The organism is Pseudomonas sp. GP01-A4 (assembly GCF_058780865.1).
On the sequence record NZ_JBYSWF010000027.1, the window covers coordinates 17,985 to 37,811 of the forward strand.

Annotated in this window: 18 protein-coding genes, 2 tRNA genes and 1 pseudogene; 17 read left to right on the forward strand and 4 right to left on the reverse strand. The window is 60.3% G+C overall.

Annotation, left to right across the window (positions count from 1 at the left end):
- The first annotated feature begins 33 nt into the window (after nucleotides 1-33).
- From AC3WKX_RS16880 to ychF, 8 genes are all read left to right on the forward strand, one after another.
- The gene (locus AC3WKX_RS16880) at nucleotides 34-1,758 is read left to right on the forward strand and encodes a tetratricopeptide repeat protein (RefSeq protein ID WP_008432263.1); all 1,725 of its coding nucleotides are present in this window, start codon (nucleotides 34-36) and stop codon (nucleotides 1,756-1,758) included.
- Between the two features lie 4 nt (nucleotides 1,759-1,762).
- A complete protein-coding gene (lolB, locus tag AC3WKX_RS16885; protein WP_008432261.1) occupies nucleotides 1,763-2,380 on the forward strand; it encodes a lipoprotein insertase outer membrane protein LolB in 618 nt (205 codons plus the stop codon).
- Nucleotide 2,381: 1 nt separating this feature from the next.
- Nucleotides 2,382-3,233, forward strand: a complete 852-nt coding sequence (gene ispE / locus AC3WKX_RS16890) for a 4-(cytidine 5'-diphospho)-2-C-methyl-D-erythritol kinase (RefSeq protein ID WP_003208395.1) — start codon at nucleotides 2,382-2,384, stop codon at nucleotides 3,231-3,233.
- Between the two features lie 36 nt (nucleotides 3,234-3,269).
- Nucleotides 3,270-3,344 (forward strand) — tRNA-Gln (locus tag AC3WKX_RS16895).
- A gap of 45 nt (nucleotides 3,345-3,389) precedes the next feature.
- Nucleotides 3,390-4,331 (forward strand): ribose-phosphate pyrophosphokinase, encoded by a 942-nt coding sequence (locus AC3WKX_RS16900; RefSeq protein ID WP_003208392.1) that lies wholly within the window; start codon nucleotides 3,390-3,392, stop codon nucleotides 4,329-4,331.
- 138 nt (nucleotides 4,332-4,469) lie between these two features.
- Nucleotides 4,470-5,069, forward strand: a complete 600-nt coding sequence (locus AC3WKX_RS16905) for a 50S ribosomal protein L25/general stress protein Ctc (protein ID WP_003208391.1) — start codon at nucleotides 4,470-4,472, stop codon at nucleotides 5,067-5,069.
- Between the two features lie 165 nt (nucleotides 5,070-5,234).
- Complete coding sequence (gene pth, locus AC3WKX_RS16910) at nucleotides 5,235-5,819, forward strand: aminoacyl-tRNA hydrolase (RefSeq protein WP_003208389.1); 585 nt, start codon at nucleotides 5,235-5,237, stop codon at nucleotides 5,817-5,819.
- A 23-nt stretch (nucleotides 5,820-5,842) separates the two neighbouring features.
- Nucleotides 5,843-6,943 (forward strand): redox-regulated ATPase YchF, encoded by a 1,101-nt coding sequence (gene ychF / locus AC3WKX_RS16915; protein ID WP_010177033.1) that lies wholly within the window; start codon nucleotides 5,843-5,845, stop codon nucleotides 6,941-6,943.
- Nucleotides 6,944-7,311: 368 nt separating this feature from the next.
- Here the strand turns inward: ychF and AC3WKX_RS16920 are convergent, their stop codons facing one another.
- Complete coding sequence (locus AC3WKX_RS16920; protein ID WP_087693771.1) at nucleotides 7,312-7,536, reverse strand: hypothetical protein; 225 nt, start codon at nucleotides 7,534-7,536, stop codon at nucleotides 7,312-7,314.
- A gap of 124 nt (nucleotides 7,537-7,660) precedes the next feature.
- On the opposite strand from AC3WKX_RS16920, the pseudogene AC3WKX_RS16925 reads away from it, so the two are divergent.
- A pseudogene (locus tag AC3WKX_RS16925) lies at nucleotides 7,661-7,780 on the forward strand (RNA polymerase subunit sigma); the annotation flags it as partial.
- Between the two features lie 108 nt (nucleotides 7,781-7,888).
- Here the strand turns inward: AC3WKX_RS16925 and AC3WKX_RS16930 are convergent.
- Entirely contained in the window at nucleotides 7,889-9,106 is a 1,218-nt protein-coding gene (locus AC3WKX_RS16930; RefSeq protein WP_102604723.1) for an MFS transporter, read from the reverse strand.
- Nucleotides 9,107-9,532: 426 nt separating this feature from the next.
- Between AC3WKX_RS16930 and AC3WKX_RS16935 the strand changes: the two genes are divergently transcribed.
- Complete coding sequence (locus AC3WKX_RS16935) at nucleotides 9,533-9,853, forward strand: DUF6124 family protein (RefSeq protein ID WP_063033154.1); 321 nt, start codon at nucleotides 9,533-9,535, stop codon at nucleotides 9,851-9,853.
- Between the two features lie 269 nt (nucleotides 9,854-10,122).
- A tRNA-Met gene (locus AC3WKX_RS16940) sits at nucleotides 10,123-10,199 on the forward strand.
- Nucleotides 10,200-10,280: 81 nt separating this feature from the next.
- Here the strand turns inward: AC3WKX_RS16940 and AC3WKX_RS16945 are convergent.
- On the reverse strand, nucleotides 10,281-11,321 hold the full coding sequence (locus AC3WKX_RS16945) for a DMT family transporter (protein WP_102604724.1): 1,041 nt from the start codon (nucleotides 11,319-11,321) through the stop codon (nucleotides 10,281-10,283).
- A 145-nt stretch (nucleotides 11,322-11,466) separates the two neighbouring features.
- Here AC3WKX_RS16945 and rimJ point away from each other — a divergent pair, with 145 nt between their 5' ends.
- From rimJ to AC3WKX_RS16965, 4 genes are all read left to right on the forward strand, one after another.
- Complete coding sequence (gene rimJ, locus AC3WKX_RS16950) at nucleotides 11,467-12,051, forward strand: ribosomal protein S5-alanine N-acetyltransferase (RefSeq protein WP_102604725.1); 585 nt, start codon at nucleotides 11,467-11,469, stop codon at nucleotides 12,049-12,051.
- Nucleotides 12,052-12,084: 33 nt separating this feature from the next.
- Complete coding sequence (locus tag AC3WKX_RS16955) at nucleotides 12,085-12,600, forward strand: sigma-70 family RNA polymerase sigma factor (RefSeq protein ID WP_087693776.1); 516 nt, start codon at nucleotides 12,085-12,087, stop codon at nucleotides 12,598-12,600.
- Nucleotides 12,597-13,541 (forward strand): FecR family protein, encoded by a 945-nt coding sequence (locus AC3WKX_RS16960; RefSeq protein WP_087693777.1) that lies wholly within the window; start codon nucleotides 12,597-12,599, stop codon nucleotides 13,539-13,541. Before AC3WKX_RS16955 ends, AC3WKX_RS16960 begins: the two co-directional genes overlap by 4 nt.
- A gap of 75 nt (nucleotides 13,542-13,616) precedes the next feature.
- Nucleotides 13,617-16,025 (forward strand): TonB-dependent siderophore receptor, encoded by a 2,409-nt coding sequence (locus AC3WKX_RS16965; RefSeq protein WP_087693778.1) that lies wholly within the window; start codon nucleotides 13,617-13,619, stop codon nucleotides 16,023-16,025.
- Between the two features lie 42 nt (nucleotides 16,026-16,067).
- On the opposite strand, the gene AC3WKX_RS16970 is transcribed toward AC3WKX_RS16965, so the two are convergent.
- Nucleotides 16,068-16,958 (reverse strand): bifunctional helix-turn-helix transcriptional regulator/GNAT family N-acetyltransferase, encoded by an 891-nt coding sequence (locus AC3WKX_RS16970; protein ID WP_219736749.1) that lies wholly within the window; start codon nucleotides 16,956-16,958, stop codon nucleotides 16,068-16,070.
- A gap of 197 nt (nucleotides 16,959-17,155) precedes the next feature.
- On the opposite strand from AC3WKX_RS16970, the gene ggt reads away from it, so the two are divergent.
- Both ggt and AC3WKX_RS16980 read left to right on the forward strand, forming a co-directional pair.
- The gene (ggt, locus tag AC3WKX_RS16975; RefSeq protein ID WP_102604727.1) at nucleotides 17,156-18,982 is read left to right on the forward strand and encodes a gamma-glutamyltransferase; all 1,827 of its coding nucleotides are present in this window, start codon (nucleotides 17,156-17,158) and stop codon (nucleotides 18,980-18,982) included.
- Between the two features lie 23 nt (nucleotides 18,983-19,005).
- Nucleotides 19,006-19,734, forward strand: coding sequence for a purine nucleoside phosphorylase YfiH/LACC1 family protein (locus AC3WKX_RS16980; RefSeq protein ID WP_102604728.1), 729 nt, complete (start codon nucleotides 19,006-19,008; stop codon nucleotides 19,732-19,734).
- Nucleotides 19,735-19,827: the final 93 nt, after the last annotated feature.

Consider the following 19,827-nt stretch of genomic DNA (forward strand, 5'->3'; position numbering starts at 1 on the left):
GATCCGACCGCAGGTTAGTCGTCCTCTTCCTATATGAATAGATCTTCCGCGTTGCTCCTTGCTTTTGTCTTTCTCAGCGGCTGCCAGGCCATGGCACCCGTGTCGCCGGACGGTACGCCGCCGGTAGAAGACAGCACCCCCGCCCCTGAAAAGCCCAAGGTTTATTCCTCGTTCAGTGAAGAGACGATCTTCAGCCTGCTGAGCGCGGAGCTGGCCGGCCAGCGCAATCGTTTCGACATTGCCCTGGATAACTACGTGACCCAGGCCATCAATACTCAGGATCCGGGGATTTCGGAGCGGGCGTTTCGCATCGCCGAGTACCTGGGCGCCGATCAGGCGGCCCTGGACTCCTCGCTGATCTGGGCGAAAAACGCCCCGGACGATCTCGAGGCACAACGGGCAGCGGCCATTCAACTGGCCCGCGCCGGGCGCTATGACGACTCCATGGTGTATATGGAGAAGGTCCTGCAGGGCAAGGGCGACACGCATTTCGACTTCCTCGCGCTGTCGGCCGCCGACACCGATCAGGACACCCGCAACGGCCTGATGAAGAGTTTCGACCGCCTGCTGCAAAAACACCCGAACAACAGCCAGCTGATTTTCGGCAAGGCGCTGTTGTTGCAACAGGATGATGAGCCCGAGGCTGCGCTGAAGCTGCTGGAGCAACACCCGCCGGAAGAAGGCGAGATTGCGCCGATCCTGCTGCGCGCCCGCCTGCTGCAAAACCTCAACCGCGGCAAGGAAGCGATTCCGCTGCTGGAAAAAAGCATCAAGAAGTACCCGGGCGACAAACGCCTGCTGCTGACCTATGCCCGCATGCTGGTTGAACAGGACCGCATGGAAGACGCCAAGGTGCAGTTCGCCAACCTCGTGCAGCAATACCCGGACGATGACGAATTGCGCTACTCCCTGGCGCTGGTGTGCCTGGAAGCCAAGGCCTGGGATGAGGCCAAGGGTTACCTGGAAGACCTGATCGCCCGCGAGAGCCATGTGGATTCGGCGCACCTGAACCTGGGCCGTATCGCTGAAGAGCGTAACGACCCGCAGGCTGCATTGCTTGAATACGCTCAGGTCGGCGCCGGCAATGACTACCTGCCGGCGCAACTGCGCCAGGCCGATATCCTGATGAACAACGGCCGCACCGACGAGGCGGAAAAACGCCTGGCTGCCGCACGGGATGCCGAACCGGACTACGCGATCCAGCTGTACCTGATCCAGGCCGAGACCCTGTCGGCCAACAAGCAGGGCGATCGCGCCTGGAAAATCCTCCAGCAAGCCTTGCTGCAATATCCGGACGACTTGAACCTGCTGTACACCCGCGCCATGCAGGCGGAAAAACGCAATGACCTGGCGCAGATGGAAAAAGACCTGCGCCTGATCATCAAGCGCGATCCGGACAATGCCATGGCACTGAACGCCCTGGGTTACACCTTGTCCGACCGTACAACGCGTTACGCCGAAGCCAAGGAGCTGATTGAAAAAGCTCACCAGCTCAACCCGGAAGACCCGGCCGTACTCGACAGCCTCGGCTGGGTGAATTACCGCCTGGGCAACCTGGACGAAGCCGAACGCTTGCTGCGCCAGGCGCTGGAGCGCTTCCCCGACCAGGAAGTCGCCGCACACCTGGGCGAAGTGCTCTGGGCCAATGGCAAGCAGCGTGAAGCGCGACAAATCTGGGAGAAGTTCCTCAAGGAACAGCCTGAAAGCCCAATCCTGCGCAGCACCATCAAGCGCCTGACCGGATCCGAGACCCTTTAATTTTATGTTTTTGCGCCACGTTATCGTTTTCAGCTTTATCGCCCTGCTTGCCGGCTGTTCCGGTCTTGGCACCCGTGAATCTGTCGAAGGGCCGGGCAACCCGGCGCAGTGGCAGCAGCACAAGGATCAACTGAGCAGCCTTGATGGCTGGCAGATCGAGGGCAAGGTGGGCATTCGCGCCCCGAAAGATTCGGGCAGCGGCACCTTGTTCTGGCTGCAACGCCAGGACTATTACGACATTCGCCTGTCCGGCCCGCTGGGCCGCGGTGCGGCACGCCTGACCGGCCGGCCGGGGCAAGTCAGCCTGGAAGTGGCCAATCAGGGCCGCTATGAAGCGCCAACGCCGGAAGCCCTGCTGGAAGAACAGATGGGCTGGAAACTCCCCGTATCGCACCTGGTGTGGTGGGTACGCGGTCTTCCTGCGCCAGACAGCAAGAGCCGCCTGAGCCTCAATGGCGACAGCCGCCTGGCTTCGCTGGAACAGGATGGCTGGCAGGTCGAATACCTGAGCTATGTGCAACAGAACGGTTACTGGCTGCCCGAGCGCATCAAGCTGCATGGCACCGACCTTGACGTCACGCTGGTGATCAAGGACTGGCAACCGCGCAAGCTGGGGCAGTGAGATGAACGAGCAACGCCTGACCCTGCCCTCCCCGGCCAAACTCAATTTGATGCTGCACATTCTCGGTCGCCGTGAAGACGGCTATCACGAGTTGCAGACGATTTTTCAATTTCTCGACTACGGCGATGAGCTGACCTTCGCCGTTCGGGATGACGGCGTGATCCAGTTGCACACCGAATTCGACGGCGTGCCTCACGACAGCAACCTGATTGTGAAGGCCGCGAAAAAACTCCAGGAACAATCCGGTTGCCCATTGGGCATCGACATCTGGATCGAAAAAATCCTGCCCATGGGCGGCGGCATCGGTGGCGGCAGCTCAAATGCCGCAACGACATTGCTCGGCCTGAATCACTTGTGGCAACTGGGTTGGGACCACGATCGCCTGGCGGCGCTGGGCCTGACACTGGGCGCGGACGTCCCGGTTTTCGTGCGTGGGCACGCCGCTTTTGCCGAAGGCGTGGGGGAGAAACTCACCCCTGTAGACCCCGAAGAGCCGTGGTATGTCGTGCTTGTTCCGCAAGTATCTGTAAGTACAGCAGAAATTTTTTCAGATCCACTGTTGACACGTAACTCTCCTCCCATTAAAGTGCGCCCCGTTCCCAAGGGAAACAGTCGAAATGACTGCTTACCGGTTGTAGCAAGGCGTTATCCAGATGTACGTAACGCTTTGAATTTGTTAGGTAATTTTACCGAAGCAAAATTAACCGGAACTGGAAGTTGTGTGTTTGGGGGCTTCCCAAGCAAAGCTGAAGCTGATAAAGTCTCGGCCCTTCTTACAGAGACCCTTACAGGGTTTGTAGCAAAGGGAAGCAACGTTTCGATGTTGCATCGCAAGCTGCAAAGTCTGCTCTAAAGGAACCGAGTACTGGGTACTCGTTGCAACAGATACAGGGGCGTCGCCAAGCGGTAAGGCAGCAGGTTTTGATCCTGCCATGCGTTGGTTCGAATCCAGCCGCCCCTGCCATTTTCTATACTCATCCAGGTTACCCTCAGCCTCTAGGTACTGCGCGTGTCCAAGATGATGGTCTTTACGGGGAATGCTAACCCCGATCTGGCTCGGCGTGTTGTACGTCAGCTGCATATCCCTCTCGGTGACATCTCTGTCGGTAAATTCTCCGACGGCGAAATTACAGCCGAGATCAATGAAAACGTCCGCGGTAAAGATGTCTTCATTATTCAGCCGACTTGCGCTCCGACCAACGATAACCTGATGGAACTCGTCGTGATGGCTGATGCCTTCCGCCGCTCCTCAGCGACTCGAATCACAGCTGTAATCCCTTACTTTGGTTATGCCCGTCAGGATCGCCGTCCGCGTTCCGCACGTGTGGCTATCAGCGCGAAAGTTGTTGCTGACATGCTGACCGTGGTAGGTATCGACCGTGTTCTCACGGTTGACCTGCACGCTGACCAAATCCAGGGGTTCTTCGATATTCCGGTAGATAACATCTACGGCTCCCCCGTCCTGGTGGATGACATCGAAGACCAGCGCTTTGAAAACCTGATGATCGTGTCCCCGGACATTGGTGGCGTCGTGCGTGCACGGGCTGTTGCCAAATCCCTGGGCGTGGATCTCGGGATCATCGACAAACGCCGCGAGAAAGCCAATCACTCTGAAGTGATGCATATCATCGGTGATGTCGAAGGGCGTACCTGTATTCTGGTTGATGACATGGTCGACACCGCCGGCACCCTGTGCCACGCGGCGAAAGCCTTGAAAGAGCACGGTGCAGCAAAAGTCTTCGCCTACTGCACACACCCTGTGCTGTCGGGCCGAGCGATCGAGAACATCGAGAACTCAATGCTGGACGAACTGGTGGTGACTAACACCATCCCGTTGTCCGCTGCCGCTCAAGCCTGTTCGCGTATCCGTCAACTGGATATCGCACCGGTAGTTGCCGAAGCGGTTCGCCGCATCAGCAACGAAGAATCGATCAGCGCGATGTTCCGTTAAGGGTCAAACCTTAGCAGCATCAACCTGACGAAAAGCGCCCCGCCCCAGCATTCTGTTGGGGCGGGGCTTTTTTGCCCATATCGCCTTTAGCGCTGGTCGCAAACGCTAGGGCGAATGTGGTTATTTTGGAGATACAACATGAACGATTTTACTTTGAATGCTGAACTGCGTTCCGACCTGGGGAAAGGTGCGAGCCGCCGCCTGCGTCGTCTCGCAAGCCTGGTTCCAGCTGTAGTTTACGGTGGCGAAAAAGCCCCTGAATCCATCAGCATGCTGGCTAAAGAAATCGCCAAACTGCTCGAAAACGACGCGGCTTACAGCCACATCATCGAGCTGAACGTTGGCGGCACCAAGCAGAACGTCATCATCAAGGCACTGCAACGTCACCCAGCTAAAGGCCACGTGCTGCACGCTGACTTCGTACGCGTAGTAGCTGGTCAGAAACTGACCGCTATCGTGCCTGTGCACTTCGTTGGTGAAGAAGCTCCGGTCAAGAAAGGCGGCGAAGTTTCGCACGTTATCGCCGAGATCGAAGTGACCTGCCTGCCGAAAGACCTGCCTGAGTTCATCGAAGTCGACCTGTCGGCTCTGGAAATCGGCGCAATCGTTCACCTGTCCGACCTCAAGGCTCCTAAAGGCGTTGAGTTCGTTGCACTGGCTCACGGTGACGACAAAGCTGTTGCAAACGTACACGCTCCACGCGTTGCACCAGAAGCTGAAGAAGGCGCTGCAGAGTAATTCACTCTGTAATGCCGGAGCTTGAGGAAACATCGCGGACCGGAACGTAGCGAGAAAGCGGGCGAGAATGCGAAGTTGGCCTCTAACGGTTAATGAGTTTTTGTCGTCCACTTTCGCCGCACCAACGGCGATGTTATCCACAACTCCAAAGGAAGGGCCCCTGTCGTGACTGCCATTAAACTGATCGTTGGCCTGGGAAATCCAGGCGCCGAATACGAACAGACCCGGCATAACGCGGGGGCCCTTTTTGTTGAGCGCATCGCCCACGCCCAAGGCGTCAATCTTGTGGCCGATCGCAAATATTTCGGCCTGACCGGACGCTTTTCGCATCAGGGTCAGGATGTTCGTCTGTTGATTCCCACCACCTACATGAACCGCAGCGGCCAGGCTGTCGCGGCGCTTGCGGGCTTCTTCCGGATCAAACCCGAAGAAATCCTGGTGGCCCATGACGAACTAGACCTGCCACCCGGCGTTGCCAAGCTCAAGCAAGGCGGCGGCCATGGCGGGCATAATGGCCTGCGCGACATCATCGCGCAGTTGGGCAATCAGAATACGTTCTACCGCTTGCGGCTTGGCATTGGCCACCCGGGCGTTGCCAGTATGGTTTCAAATTTCGTCCTGGGTCGTGCGCCACGCGCCGAACAGGAAAAACTCGATGCCAGCATCGATTTTGCCCTCGGCGTGCTGCCGGATATCTTCGCCGGTGAATGGAACCGTGCGATGAAAAACCTGCACAGCCAGAAGGCCTGACTCTTTACCCGAGGGGAAACACCATGGGATTCAATTGCGGCATCGTCGGCCTACCTAACGTCGGCAAGTCCACCCTATTCAACGCCCTGACCAAATCCGGTATTGCGGCGGAGAACTTCCCCTTCTGCACCATCGAACCGAACACCGGTATCGTGCCGATGCCCGATACACGCCTGGACGCCCTGGCGGCCATCGTGAATCCAAAGCGCATCCTGCCGACCACCATGGAGTTCGTCGACATCGCGGGCCTGGTAGCCGGCGCGTCGAAAGGTGAAGGCCTGGGCAACAAGTTCCTCGCCAACATCCGCGAGACCGATGCCATCGCCCACGTGGTCCGCTGCTTCGAAGACGAGAACGTGATTCACGTCTCCAACAGCGTCGACCCGAAACGCGATATCGAGATCATCGACCTGGAACTGATCTTCGCCGACCTCGACAGCTGCGAGAAGCAACTGCAAAAGGTCACGCGTAACGCCAAGGGCGGCGACAAGGACGCAGTGGTCCAGAAAGCCTTGCTGGAGCAACTGATTGCCCACTTCACTCTGGGCAAGCCGGCACGCAGCCTGATGAAGAACATGAGCACCGACGAAAAGGCGGTGATCAAGGGCTTCCACCTGCTGACTACCAAGCCGGTGATGTACATCGCTAACGTGGCTGAAGACGGTTTCGAGAACAACCCGCTGCTCGACGTGGTCATGGCAATTGCCGAAGAAGAAGGCGCGATGGTTGTTCCAGTGTGCAACAAGATCGAAGCGGAAATCGCCGAGCTGGAAGACGGCGAAGAGAAAGACATGTTCCTCGAGGCCCTGGGCCTGGAAGAGCCTGGCCTGAACCGCGTGATCCGTGCCGGCTACGAAATGCTGCACCTGCAGACCTACTTCACCGCCGGTGTTGAAGAAGTACGCGCCTGGACCGTCAAGGTCGGTGCCACTGCCCCGCAAGCGGCTGGCGTGATCCACACCGACTTCGAAAAAGGCTTCATCCGCGCCGAAGTCATCGCCTACAACGACTTCATCCAGTTCAAGGGTGAAGCCGGTGCCAAGGAAGCCGGTAAATGGCGCCTGGAAGGCAAGGAATACATCGTCAAGGATGGCGACGTGATGCACTTCCGCTTCAACGTATAAGCTTTACCTGCGGCCTATGCCGCAAAACAAAAAGCCGATGCACTGCATCGGCTTTTTTGTGGGCGCTCACTTCCCCGCCACCGAAAAAAACTTCGGTATTCAATATTGTTAGAGCCAGTCCCATCTCTAAAATTAGCAGCGAGAACTTCAGAATTCGATTCGGTAGATATGAAAAATCACCAGCCCGGTAGGCAGTCCAGCTCGCTACCAACGTGCGCATGCCCCTGGGGAAGCGCCTCCCTGCGATAGGGCGCCGTTGTAAGCTAGTAAGCGGCCTACCCTGCCGTTATTGCTAACGACGGCACCTGGGCGGAATCGGACTACTTGCCTCGATGTTAGACAGCCGGACCTTCTACTGCTCCAGACCGTCACAGCTTTCCTAAACTCCCTGTGACTGTTAGCTCAGCAATTCCCTGACGAATAAACACAAGGTTCTCATCCAGTGTTTCGAGCGCACCGCGCACGTTGTTGGCAATTTCTGCCGACCCACGTTGTTCGACCCACTTGGAAAGCTCTTCAACTGCGGCGCCTAGGGCGAGTTGGTTCTGATTAAGGCGATCAAACAAGCTAGCAATCAGTTTGATATCCGTCATGGCGGCTCTCCGTGTTTTGAGCAAGCGTAGCACCGACGCCTTAATCACTCGGAATCACTTTCATGGAAAGCATATCTACCGGCGGCTGGAACCTGCTGACTTAGTACAGCAACAAGCACTTGCCGATGGAAACGCCCAATACACCGCCGACACCTTGGACATCCCCATTAGCACGGTGCGCCTACGTTTGTCCCGGGCGCGAGAACAGCTCAAGCGGGCCACCTACAACCCGCTACAACCGTAAATCAGCGCACCGGCGCAACGCCGACACCCTTTGCAGGAGCAGTTGATTTACCCGTTTGACGCAAGCGTTGGGCAGCAGGGATATCTGCCCGACTCGATTGACCTGGTATCAGGCCTTTTTGGTACGCGGCAACAGAATCGCCAACACCCCGAACAGCGGCAGGAACGAGCACAGCGTGTACACGTACTCGATGCCGTGGATGTCTGCCAGGTGCCCCAGCAGCGCCGCACCGATCCCGCCAAAACCGAACATCAAACCGAAGAACACCCCGGCGATCATCCCCACATTGCCCGGCACCAACTCTTGCGCATACACCACAATTGCCGAGAACGCCGAAGCCAGGATAAAGCCGATCACCACGCTCAGGATGCTGGTCCAGAACAGGTCCACATGGGGCAGAATCAGGGTGAACGGCGCCACGCCGAGGATCGAAAACCAGATCACTGCCTTACGGCCGATCTTGTCGCCAATCGGCCCGCCAAAGAACGTGCCCGCCGCCACCGCGCCGAGGAACAGGAACAGATGCAGCTGGGAACTGGCCACCGACAGGTCGAACTTCTCGATCAGGTAGAAGGTGAAGTAACTGGTGAAACTGGCCATGTAGAAGTACTTGGAAAACACCAGCAGCCCCAGCACCACCAGCGCGCTCAGCACCCGGCCCTTGGACAGGCCGTGAGTGGCCGCCTGGCCTTGCTTGAGCTTGAACAGGTTCAAGTGGTGGGCGTACCAGCGGCTGATCGCATACAGCACAAACAACGCAAACACCGCGAACAGGCCGAACCAGGCCACATTGCCCTGGCCGAACGGAATGATGATCGCCGCCGCCAGCAACGGGCCGAAGGCCGAGCCGGCATTACCGCCCACTTGGAACGTCGACTGCGCCAAACCATAACGCCCGCCCGAGGCCAGGCGCGCCACGCGGGACGCTTCCGGGTGGAAGGTCGACGAGCCGATGCCGATCAACCCCGCCGCCAGCAGGATCAGGGGGAAGCTGCCCACCTGGGACATCATCAGGATGCCCACCAGCGTGCAGATCATTCCGCAGGGCAACAGGTACGGCTTGGGATGGCGATCGGTGTAATAACCCACCCACGGCTGCAGCAGGGACGCGGTGAGCTGGAACGTGAGGGTGATCAGGCCGACCTGGGTGAACGTCAGGCCGTAATTGGCCTTGAGCATCGGGTAGATCGAGGGCAGTACCGACTGGATCAAGTCATTGATCAAATGCGCCAGCGCCACCGCGCCGATTACACGCATCACCAACGGGCTGGTTTGCGCGGCGGCAGGCGCCGTAGCCACGGAGGGCTGGGAATTGCTCAGAGCCATGGGAGGTTTTCCGTACAGCAGATGGATGCACAGGTGCAGGTGCGACAATGTGCCACTTTTGGGTGCAGGAAGGCTATCCCGTTAGCAGGCTAACGAGTAGATGAATCGATGCAGCGGTCATGGTTTGTAAAGGGCCAGCAAGATGAATCCCTTTAATTTGCGGGACGTTTCCTAGAGAATCTTTCGGCCTTGTGCCTGGGGGAGTCGGTGGCTAGTCTTCGGTCCGTCGCTGGTTTTCAGTGATCGGGTTTAGTCGCCCGGACTTATATCAGGCGCATGCTCCCATGAGGTTTCATGGTGGCTGTGCGCAGGGCACCTTCGGGTGCGCCGGGTTTTCCTGATTAGCCGGTCGACTAACCTGCGTACAGCCGCCACCCTTCGTTTAGTCGCGAACGGTACGGCTTCAAGTTAATCAGGAGCTATGCCATGTTTAAAATTGTCCCCGATCCACCCCGTGACCAAGCCAAAGACCGCGCCGCCTTCAACCGAGCGCTCGACCACTACCTACCCACTGACCCGCCGCAACCCTCGACAAACTTCTACGCCATCAGCGACGAAATCAGCTTCGAAGACTCCCTGCTCTACACCGCCGACCTGCTGCACAGCGCCTCGGCCACCGCGCTCGACTGTGGCGAACAACTGCAAAGCCCCGAGCGTGCCAAAGTGCTTGCCGTGTGGCACCTGCTGGAAATGGCCAAAGCCATGGTCGACCGCTCGATAGAGTGCCTGCACCCGCGCAAAACCTGACGCACGAACGCCAGAACACCGCAGATCAACTGTGGGAGCGGGCTTGCTCGCGAAGGCGGTGGACCAGCCAATACCTCTGCTGACTGACACACCGCATTCGCGAGCAAGCCCGCTCCCACCTTTTGATCTTCGCTGCCTTGGGATCTGCGCAAACCCCAACCGCTCGTCACCAAACCCGGTGTTTCCCGTTAAACAGTTGATAGCGTAGATAAATTTTCAAAAAAAGCGCTTGACGCATTCCCGTTCTCCGCGAATAATGCGCGCCACTTGGCTACATAGCTCAGTTGGTTAGAGCATAGCATTCATAATGCTGGGGTCCGGGGTTCAAGTCCCTGTGTAGCCACCAAGTACTAAAAACGGCTTACCGAAAGGTAGGCCGTTTTTTTATGCCTGAAGAAAAGTAAACCGCCCTATTGCCCCACAGACGTCAGTGTTTATGCCGATGGTGCACATCGGGAAAATGCGCATGACTGTGCTGGATCGGTGCGTGCTCATGGGCATGACTATGTGGCTCGGTACCGTCCCACGCAAAGTTATGCACATGCTGGTGGTGCTCATCGTGTGTATGGCGATGACCGTGCATGAGGGGATCGTGCTGATGCTCGTGCGCATGATGTTCCATCAGATGAATCCACACCCCGATGGCCATCAAGGCGGCCGCGAGCAAGAACATCAGCGAAACTGACTCGCCCAGGATCAGGATCGAGATGACCGCGCCCAGGAAAGGAGCCGTGGAAAAATAGGCGCCGGTGCGCGCACTGCCAAGCCCGCGCAGAGCGAGCACAAACAGCACCAGACTCACGCCATACCCAAGCAGCCCAACCACCATGGTTGACCCGAGCGTGGCCACCGCTGGCAGTTGCGACCCGATGGCCAACGCCAAACAGCAATTGACCACACCCGCCGCCAAGCCTTTGCTGCCGGCGATAAACAGCGCATCCGAGGCAGAGACCTTACGGGTCAGGTTATTGTCGATGGCCCAACAAAAACAGGCGAACGCCACGGCCAGCGGCCCCGTCCAATCATGAGCCGTCGCTGTCCCGTGCGGCCATGACAAAACGATCCCGCCCAGAACAATAGCGATCATGCCGATCACGATGCGGCGATCTGCGTTCTCTTTGAACACGACCCACGCCAGCACGGCCGTGAGCACCGACTCAAGATTGAGCATCAGCGATGCGGTGGCGCCCGCTGTGCGGGTGAGCCCGTACATGAGCGCCACAGGCGCAAGCACGCCCCCAAAGACAATGGCGCCCACCAACCAGGGCCACTCTCCGGCTGCAAGCCCGGGCCGTTTCCAGCCGTGGTCGCGAGCAAACCGAACGATGGCCAGGCCCAGGCCGCTGCCCAGATAGAGCAGCCCGGCCAACAGGATGGGCGGCGTATCCACCCCTAGGAGCTTGGCAAGCGGAGTGCTGGCGCCGAACAACGCCGCCGCCGCCAACGCGTAGAGAATGCTCACATTCATAATGGGTCGCCCTGTCAGGCTTATTGCATAAGGACGAGCATCATAGCTGTGCCCGGGTAAGAATTATGTGAATGCCAGCCTGGCTGGATTCTGTACGACTGAAGCGGCAGGATAGCCCGGCTGGCAAACCACAAGAAGGTGACGCATGACATTCCCCGCTACCGGCATCAGCACTGACCGCCTCTTACTGCTGGGCGCCCACCCTTCCCACGCTCGCGCCCTGCAAATGTACCTGCTGCAAAATCGCGCCTTTCTGCAGCCTTGGGAGCCTTCGCGTGACGACGCCTTTTTTGAACTGGACGCCATCACCGAACGCCTCCACGCCATGGCCGACAAAACCGCCAGCGGCGAAGCGTTGCACCTGCTGATATTCAGCCAGGACCAAATCATCGGCGCCTGCAACTTCAGCAACATCGTGCGCGGTGCGTTTCAGGCCTGTCACTTGGGTTATGCCCTGGCTGAATCCGCCCAAGGCCAAGGCTTGATGCACGAAGCGCTGACGGCGGCGATTGCCCATGTGTTCGACGCCATGCAACTGCACCGAATCATGGCCAACTACCGCCCAGAGAATGAGCGCAGTGCGCGCCTGCTGGCACGGCTGGGGTTTGAAAAAGAGGGCGAGGCGCGGGCGTATCTGAGGATCAACGGGGTCTGGGCGGACCATGTGTTAACGGCACTGATCAATCCGGCAAGCGACCGTCTATTGCAGCCCGAAGTTTTAAACCACTAGAATGGGATTAATTCTCACTTACGACTCTCTCTCATGAAGCTGTCTTCGCCCACCGACGCTCCTACGCTCGATGCGCTGTACCGCGGCTACCACGGCTGGTTGTTGACCTGGTTGCGGCGTCGCGTGCATTGCTCCCATCAGGCGGCCGACGTGGCGCAAGACACTTTCGTACGCTTGCTGGCATCGGGTACTTACGTGGCGCCGGGTGAGCCACGGGCTTATCTGGCCACCATCGCGCGCCGGTTGCTGATGGACAATGGCCGCCGCCGACGCCTGGAACAGGCCTACCGCGAAGAGCTCGAACGCTGCGCCGCGTACCTTGAACAGGCGCCTTCGCCGGAGCAGATCCTGCAAGCCGCGCAAATGCTTGAAGCGATTGATCGGGCCTTGGCGCGCATGAACAAGCGGATACGCGACACCTTCATCCTGCGTTACCTCGAAGGCCTGGACCAGGCGCAAATCGCCCAGCGCCTCGGGGTCTCGGTGCGCACGGTACAGAACGATCTGGTGGAAGCCTTGCTGGCGTGTGATGCGTGCGCCCAGCCATGAACCAGCCTCTGCCCCACGCAGTGCTGCGCCAGGCTGCCGAATGGCTGGTGCGGCTGGATCACGAAGGCAACGACGCCAGCGAACAGGCGTTTCGCACCTGGCTGGCCGCCGACCCGCAGCACCCGCAAGCCATTGCCCGCCTTCAGGGCCACTTGCTGCCTCTCAAACAAGCCCCGGCCCGTGCCGCATTGCGCCGGGCCCGGCAGCCTCGCCAAGGGGCAACGCTGGTCAAGTGTCTCGCCCTGGCCCTGCTGCTCGCGGGGGTGCCGGCGTACCAGTACGAGCAACGTGGCTATCTGTTCGCCGACCTGAGCACCGACCGTGGCCAATGGCGCCAGACGCTGCTGGCCGACGGCAGCGACCTGCAACTGGAAGGCAGCTCTGCGGTGAACCTGCACCTGGACGCCAGCCAGCGCCGCGTGCAACTGCTGCATGGTGAGATTCTGGTAACAGTGGCCAAGGACACCCAGCGCCCGTTTTATGTCGACACCCCGCAGGGCAGCATTCGCGCCCTGGGCACGCGTTTTATCGTCGAACTCAGCGACACCGCCACCGTGGTCAAGATGCTCGAATCCTCGACCCGCATCGACAGTGCCGGGCATACGATTACCCTCGGCCCCGGCGAGCAGGTGCGCCTGGATGCAAGCGGGCCCGGCACGCCGAAAAGCGTTGATGTGCAAGCGCAGCAGCAAGCCTGGACGGCCCACCAGTTGCTGGCCAACGACGAGCCGCTGGCGGATGTACTTGAGCGCCTGGCGCGGCATCGCCCGGGTGTGCTGATGTTCGATCGCCAGGCGCTGCAAGGCATTCGGGTGACGGTGATGCTGCCGACGGACGACAGCGACCGCGCATTGCGCCTGCTCACACGCACCCTGCCGATTGAAGTCAGCACCTACACCCCGTGGCTCACACGTGTGCGCCTGAAATCCCCCGCCGGATAATTCTTACGCACCGTTGCGTGTTTTCGGTTTTGCCGCGTCCTTTCCTTGGCCAACATCCAAAGGAGCACCGATAACATGTCTTCAACCCCCACACGCGGCGGCCTGTTGCTGGCCAGTCGACTGTTGCTTGGCTGCCTGCCCCTGGCGGTGCCGGGCCTGGCCTACGCGCAGCAGCAGGTACAGGCGTTCGACATCGCCCCCGGAAAACTCGGTGACGTGCTGACGCGTTACGCCCAGGCCGCCGGCGTGCCGATCTCGTTCCTGTCGCAACAAGTGGCCGGGTTGGACAGCCCCGGCGTGCGCGGCAGCTACAACGTGGAGGACGGGTTCGCGCAGGTGCTGGCCGGCACCGGCTTCGCAGCACGCGGCAATGCCGATGGCTACCAGCTGGAAAGCCTGCCGGTGGCCGGCGGCGCGCTGTCGCTGGGTGCCACAGAGATCACCGCGAATCAGTTGGGCACCATCACTGAGGGCAGCGGTTCCTACACCCCGGGCACCATCGCCACCGCCACGCGCATGGTGCTGACCCCACGGGAAACCCCGCAGTCGATCACCGTGATCACGCGCCAGCATATGGATGACTTCGCGCTCACTTCGATCGACGACGTGATGCGCCATACACCGGGCATCACCGTGTCGACCTTCGACAGCGAGCGTAACAATTACTACGCCCGCGGCTTCTCGGTGGAAAACTTCCAGTACGACGGCATCCCGACCCTGCGCAACTCCGCCTACTCGTCCAGCCAGACCCTCAGCGACATGGCGATCTATGACCGCGTGGAAATCCTCAAGGGTGCCACCGGACTGCTGACCGGCGCCGGCGCCCCTGGCGCGACGATCAACCTGATCCGCAAAAAGCCCACGCGGGACTTCAAGGCCAGCGTCGAACTCGGCGCCGGCAGCTGGGACAACTATCGTTCCCAGATCGACGTGAGTGGCCCGCTGACCGACAGCGGCAACGTGCGCGGGCGTGCGGTGGCGGCGTACCAGGACAAGCACTCGTTCATGGACCACTACCAGCGCAGCACCAATGTGTATTTCGGCACGCTGGAAGCCGACCTGACCGACGACACCCTGCTCACCGTCGGTTTCGATTACCTGGACAGCGACCCGCAAGGCTCGGGCTGGTCCGGCAGCCGTGCGCTGTTCGATCGCAACGGCAACCGCATCGATGTAAAACGCTCCTACAACAACGGCGCCAAGTGGAGCCGCTGGGAGCAGTACTCCCGCAGCGTGTTCTCCACCCTGGAACACAACTTTGACAATGGCTGGGTGATCAAGGGCCAATACACCCACCAACTCATGGGCTACGACGCGCCCCTGGGCTCGATCATGAGTGGCCCGTTCCCCGCCACCGGACTGTCGTCCCTGTACGCGAACAAGTTCACCGGCAATACCCGCGCCGACTCGGGCGATGTCTACGCCAGCGGCCCATTCAGCCTGCTGGGCCGTACCCATGAACTGGTGATTGGCGCGTCGGCCTCGAATTCCCACTGGACCGGAAAGGACTACGGCGCCCCCACCTATGTGGGCAACAACGAGATCGATTTCTGGAACTTCGATGGCAACGCTCCGGAGCCGAACTGGGGTGAACCGACACGGATCATCGATGCCACGACCCGACAATCCGCAGGCTATATGGCCGCACGTTTCAACCTCATGGATGACCTGAACCTGTTCCTCGGCAGCCGCGTGGCCAACTACAAATTGCGTGGCGAAGACGACTCCACCGAGACCGGCAAGCTGGTGCCCTACGCCGGGGTCACCTACGACCTGAACGACAACTTCACCGCGTATGCCAGCTACACCGACATCTTCATGCCGACGACCTACAGCCGCGACCGCAACAACAAATTGCTGGAACCGGATGAAGGCAAGAACTACGAGACCGGCCTCAAGGGCGAGTTCTTCGAGGGCCGGCTCAACACCAGCATGGCCTACTTCGAAGTGCACGAAACCAACCGTGCGGAGCCGGACGCCGAATACAACGCCGCGCCGACCAACCCATCCCTCGGGTATGCCGAGAAAGGCATCAAGGCCAAAACCAAGGGTTTCGAGGCCGAGATGTCCGGCGAGCTGGCGCCGGGCTGGCAGGCCCAGGCCGGCTACACCCACAAGATCCTGCGGGATGAGCATGGCGACAAGGCTTCGACCTGGGAGCCGGAGGACCAGCTCAGTTTCTTCACCTCGTACAAACTCAAGGGTCCGCTGGACCGCCTGACCGTCGGCGGCGGCGCGCGCTGGCAGAGCAGAAGCTGGCAAGTGGTGTACAACCGGCCCAAGGCGCAAAACGAAGAGTTCTCGCAGGAAGCGTATTGGGTGGTGGACGCGATGGCCAAGTATCAGGTCAGCGAACATCTTTCCGCGACGCTGAACGTCAACAACCTGTTCGACAAGCAGTACTACACCAACATCGGCTTCTATAACACGGCCTATTACGGCACCCCGCGCAACGTGATGCTCACCACGCGCTGGGACTTCTAACCGGCCAGGCGCCAGCGCCCCGTGACGTGGGGCGCTGTTGCGTCAAACAGCGTGCCGCACAAAACACTGCTCCACCACCGATTTGCCCCACTGCTGCCCCTCCTGTTCCGACTCCAGCACAAAGCCCGCGTTTTCATAGAGCTTGCGCGCCACATCCAGGCCCTTGAACGTCCACAGCCGCACCGCCGGGAACCGGTGCCCGTCACAGAAATCCAGCGCCTCTTTCAACAACCGTTTACCCAAGCCCTGGCCGTGGGCAGACGGGTCGAGGATGAAGCAGCGCAGGGTCGCCTCGCCGTTTTCGCCCTCGCCATCAATCGCGATCGAACCGACGATCTGCTCTGCGTCCAGCACTGCCCAGACTTGGTTGCGCGGGTTGGCCAGGCGCCCCATCAACTCGGCCATGTCCGCCGCCACCAGGCTTTCAAACGGCTGGCCAAAATTCGCATGCTGGGCGTAGTACTCGGCGTGCATCTGCGCGATACGCCCGATGATGCCTGGCCGGTAGCCATGGGCAATGCGGTAGTGCCTCGGCTGCCGGGCGCCAGTACGTTGGGTTTGCAGGGCTGCGGCGTATTGATCGAGCCCACGGCTGACGGCCTGTTGCTGTTCGCTGGACAAGTCGCCAATCGCCTCGCCCACCTGGCGCCGGGCAAACGTTTCGATGTCGCGTAACGTCTTCTGGCCTCGTGTGGTGAGCCGCAGCTTTTTCGAACGGGCATCGTCCTCGTTGGCAAACTCTTCCAGCTCGCCCGCCTCGACCAGCTTGCGCACCATGCGGCTCACCGACGACTTTTCCAGCCCCAGCAACATGACCAGTTCAGCCGCTGTCAGCGCGCCACGCTCGCCGATTTCAACAATCGTGTGCACCGATGACGGTGGGTAACTGCTGGCCGCCAACTTCGGCTGCATGAAGCCCAGCTCTCGCACCATAAGACGCGAGGCACAGCGGATCTGATCGATAAGGTCTGGCTTGGAACGGTTCACGGGGGGAAACCTCTTGCCCGAATGACGAAGGATATAGTTGTACCGCACAACCAAATACAGATCAATCTCCCAACCTGCAAACCACTGAGGTACATTCCCTCCCCACGGACAACAGATCATTCTCAAATGAACGGAGTCATCGCGTGTTTTCGATTTTTCGCCGCCAACGCCTTACCACCCTCTCGCTGATCACCGCCGCCCTCACCCTCGCCGCCTGCCACAGCGCCACCGCGCCGGAACTGCCGCCCGCCCCGGAGCTCGGCTCGGGCTATCGCACCGACATGAGCCCCCGCCACGCCGAGCGCCACATGGCCGCCGCCGCCAACCCGCTGGCCGCCGAAGCCGGGCGCGAGATATTGCGCAAGGGCGGCTCGGCCATCGACGCAGCGATTGCCATGCAGGCCGTGCTGACCCTGGTGGAGCCGCAGTCCTCCGGGATCGGCGGCGGCGCGTTCATCATGCTGTGGGACGGCAAGCAGGTGCACGCCTACGACGGTCGCGAAACCGCACCGGCGGGCGCTACCGAGCGGTTGTTCCTCAACGCCGATGGCACGCCGATGTCGTTCCCGCAGGCACAGATTGGCGGGCGTTCGGTGGCCACCCCGGGGGTGTTGCGCGCCCTGGAAATGGCCCATAAAAAGACCGGCCACCTGCAATGGGCCAAACTGTTTGAGCCGGCCATTCGCCTGGCCGAAGAGGGTTTCCCGATCTCTGCGCGCCTGCACAGCCTGATTGCCGCTGACCGCTACATCAGCCGCTCGCCGGAAATGACCGCGTACTTCCTGAATGCCGACGGCAGCCCGAAGGCCACCGGTACGCTGCTGAAAAACCCGGCGCTGGCCAACGTGTTCAAGCGCATCGCCAAGGAAGGGCCGGACGCGCTGTACTACGGCCCGATTGCCGACGAAATCACCCGCAAGGTACAAGGCAACAGCAACGCCGGCAGCCTGACGCTGACCGACCTCAAGGGCTACAGCGCAGTTGAGCGGGCGCCGTTGTGCACCGACTACAAACGCTGGAAAGTCTGCGGCATGCCGCCGCCGTCGTCGGGCGGGATCGCCATTGCGCAGATCCTCGGCACGTTGCAGGCCCTGGAAACCCGCGACCCGCGTATGACGCTTGGGCTGTTGAAGCCGGTGAAGAACGACTCCCCGGCCGGCCTGGAACCGGTGCCTGAAGCGGTGCATCTGATCGCCGAGGCCGACCGCCTGGCCTATGCCGACCGCGCCCAGTACGTGGCGGATTCCGACTACGTGCCGGTGCCGGTGGCCGGGCTGGTCGCGCCGGACTATCTGGCCGGCCGTGCCGCATTGATTGGTGAGCGCAGCATGGGCGTCGCCAAGCCGGGCAAGCCTGCGGGAATTGAAGTGGCCTACGCGCCGGATCGCTCGCCGTTGCGCATTTCCACCTCGCAAGTGGTGGCAGTGGATGACGTGGGTGGCGCGGTGTCGATGACCACCACGGTGGAGTCCGCATTCGGTTCCCATGTAATGGTCCAGGGCTTTTTGCTGAATAACCAGATGACCGACTTCTCCTTCATCCCCGAAGAGAACGGCCAGCCGGTGGCCAACCGGATCGAGCCGGGCAAGCGCCCGCGTTCGTCGATGGCACCGACCCTGGTGTTTGATCGCCAGAGCGGTGAGTGGGTGGCCACGGTGGGTTCGCCGGGCGGTTCGCAGATCATCGAATATGTGAGCAAATCCCTGGTGGCCATGCTCGACTGGAACCTCGACCCGCAAGCGGCCGTCGGCCTGCCCAACTTCGGCAGCCGCAACGGCGCGACCGAGCTGGAAGCCGGGTTGTTCAGTGCTCAGCTGAAACAGGCACTGAAGGACAAGGGCCACGCCCTGAGCGAAATCGACATGACCAGCGGCGCCCAGGCGATCGTCCGGGTGCGCGATGCGCAGGGCAAGGCGTCGTTGGTCGGCGGGGCTGATCCACGCCGTGAAGGCGAAGCGCTGGGGGATTGAATTGACTCACTGGAGAGCTGCGCGTGCACAAGGCAAATAACCTCGGCGCCCTGGCTGGCGTCGACCATGGGTTTTGTACGATTGACGATCCATTGCGGCCCGACGAGGTGTTCATCTGCAAGCAGGTGCACAGCGCCACGACCATTGAATGGCACCCGCAGCTTACGCCCAACACGGTGGAGGCTGACGGGGTTTTCAGCCGGGAGGCGCAGCCGATTGCGGTGATCACCGCCGATTGCCTGCCGCTGCTGATGGCTTCGGAGAGCGGGGATTTTGTCGCGGCGATTCATGGCGGCTGGAAGGGGCTGCAAGGCGGGATCATCGCCAATGCCATGCAACGGTTTGCCGCCGAGGGAGTGGCGTTGGACCAGTTGCGGATTGCGATTGGGCCGTCGATCAAGCCGTGCTGTTATGAGGTGAGTGGCGAGTTTGTGGCGCAGTTGCAGGCGAGCCAGGGGCATTTGTGGCGGGATGGAAATGCGCCGTGGACGTTTGAGCAGCCGGGGCCGTTGTTGGCACCGCAGATTCAGCCGCCAGACCCCAGGCAGGCGTTGAGTGCGTGGTTTGATTTGGGCCGGTATGCGCTGATCTTGCTGGAGGCGGCAGGGATAAAACCTGAGCAGGTTGAGGTGAGCGAGGTGTGTACGTATTGCACCTCGCCGGCGTTTGCGAGTTACCGCCGAAGGACCCATGACAGTACGGAGCGCAAGACGTTGTTGTATTCGTGGATTTCCAGGACTGCGCAAATCTAGTGTGGGAGCTGGCTTGCCTGCGATGACGGAGTGTCAGTCAATATTTTATTCACTGATCCACCGCTATCGCAGGCAAGCCAGCTCCCACATTTG

Excerpts from the sequence above, each read along its gene's own strand:
- rimJ (WP_102604725.1), top strand. The coding sequence starts at position 11,467 with ATGACATTCCCCGCTACCGGCATCAGCACTGACCGCCTCTTACTGCTG.
- AC3WKX_RS16935 (WP_063033154.1), top strand. The coding sequence starts at position 9,533 with ATGTTTAAAATTGTCCCCGATCCACCCCGTGACCAAGCCAAAGACCGC.
- ychF (WP_010177033.1), top strand. The coding sequence starts at position 5,843 with ATGGGATTCAATTGCGGCATCGTCGGCCTACCTAACGTCGGCAAGTCC.
- AC3WKX_RS16970 (WP_219736749.1), bottom strand. The coding sequence starts at position 16,958 with ATGGTGCGAGAGCTGGGCTTCATGCAGCCGAAGTTGGCGGCCAGCAGT.
- AC3WKX_RS16945 (WP_102604724.1), bottom strand. The coding sequence starts at position 11,321 with ATGAATGTGAGCATTCTCTACGCGTTGGCGGCGGCGGCGTTGTTCGGC.
- AC3WKX_RS16955 (WP_087693776.1), top strand. The coding sequence starts at position 12,085 with ATGAAGCTGTCTTCGCCCACCGACGCTCCTACGCTCGATGCGCTGTAC.
- AC3WKX_RS16880 (WP_008432263.1), top strand. The coding sequence starts at position 34 with ATGAATAGATCTTCCGCGTTGCTCCTTGCTTTTGTCTTTCTCAGCGGC.
- AC3WKX_RS16920 (WP_087693771.1), bottom strand. The coding sequence starts at position 7,536 with ATGACGGATATCAAACTGATTGCTAGCTTGTTTGATCGCCTTAATCAG.
- AC3WKX_RS16965 (WP_087693778.1), top strand. The coding sequence starts at position 13,617 with ATGTCTTCAACCCCCACACGCGGCGGCCTGTTGCTGGCCAGTCGACTG.
- AC3WKX_RS16930 (WP_102604723.1), bottom strand. The coding sequence starts at position 9,106 with ATGGCTCTGAGCAATTCCCAGCCCTCCGTGGCTACGGCGCCTGCCGCC.
- ispE (WP_003208395.1), top strand. The coding sequence starts at position 2,382 with ATGAACGAGCAACGCCTGACCCTGCCCTCCCCGGCCAAACTCAATTTG.
- AC3WKX_RS16905 (WP_003208391.1), top strand. The coding sequence starts at position 4,470 with ATGAACGATTTTACTTTGAATGCTGAACTGCGTTCCGACCTGGGGAAA.
- lolB (WP_008432261.1), top strand. The coding sequence starts at position 1,763 with ATGTTTTTGCGCCACGTTATCGTTTTCAGCTTTATCGCCCTGCTTGCC.
- AC3WKX_RS16960 (WP_087693777.1), top strand. The coding sequence starts at position 12,597 with ATGAACCAGCCTCTGCCCCACGCAGTGCTGCGCCAGGCTGCCGAATGG.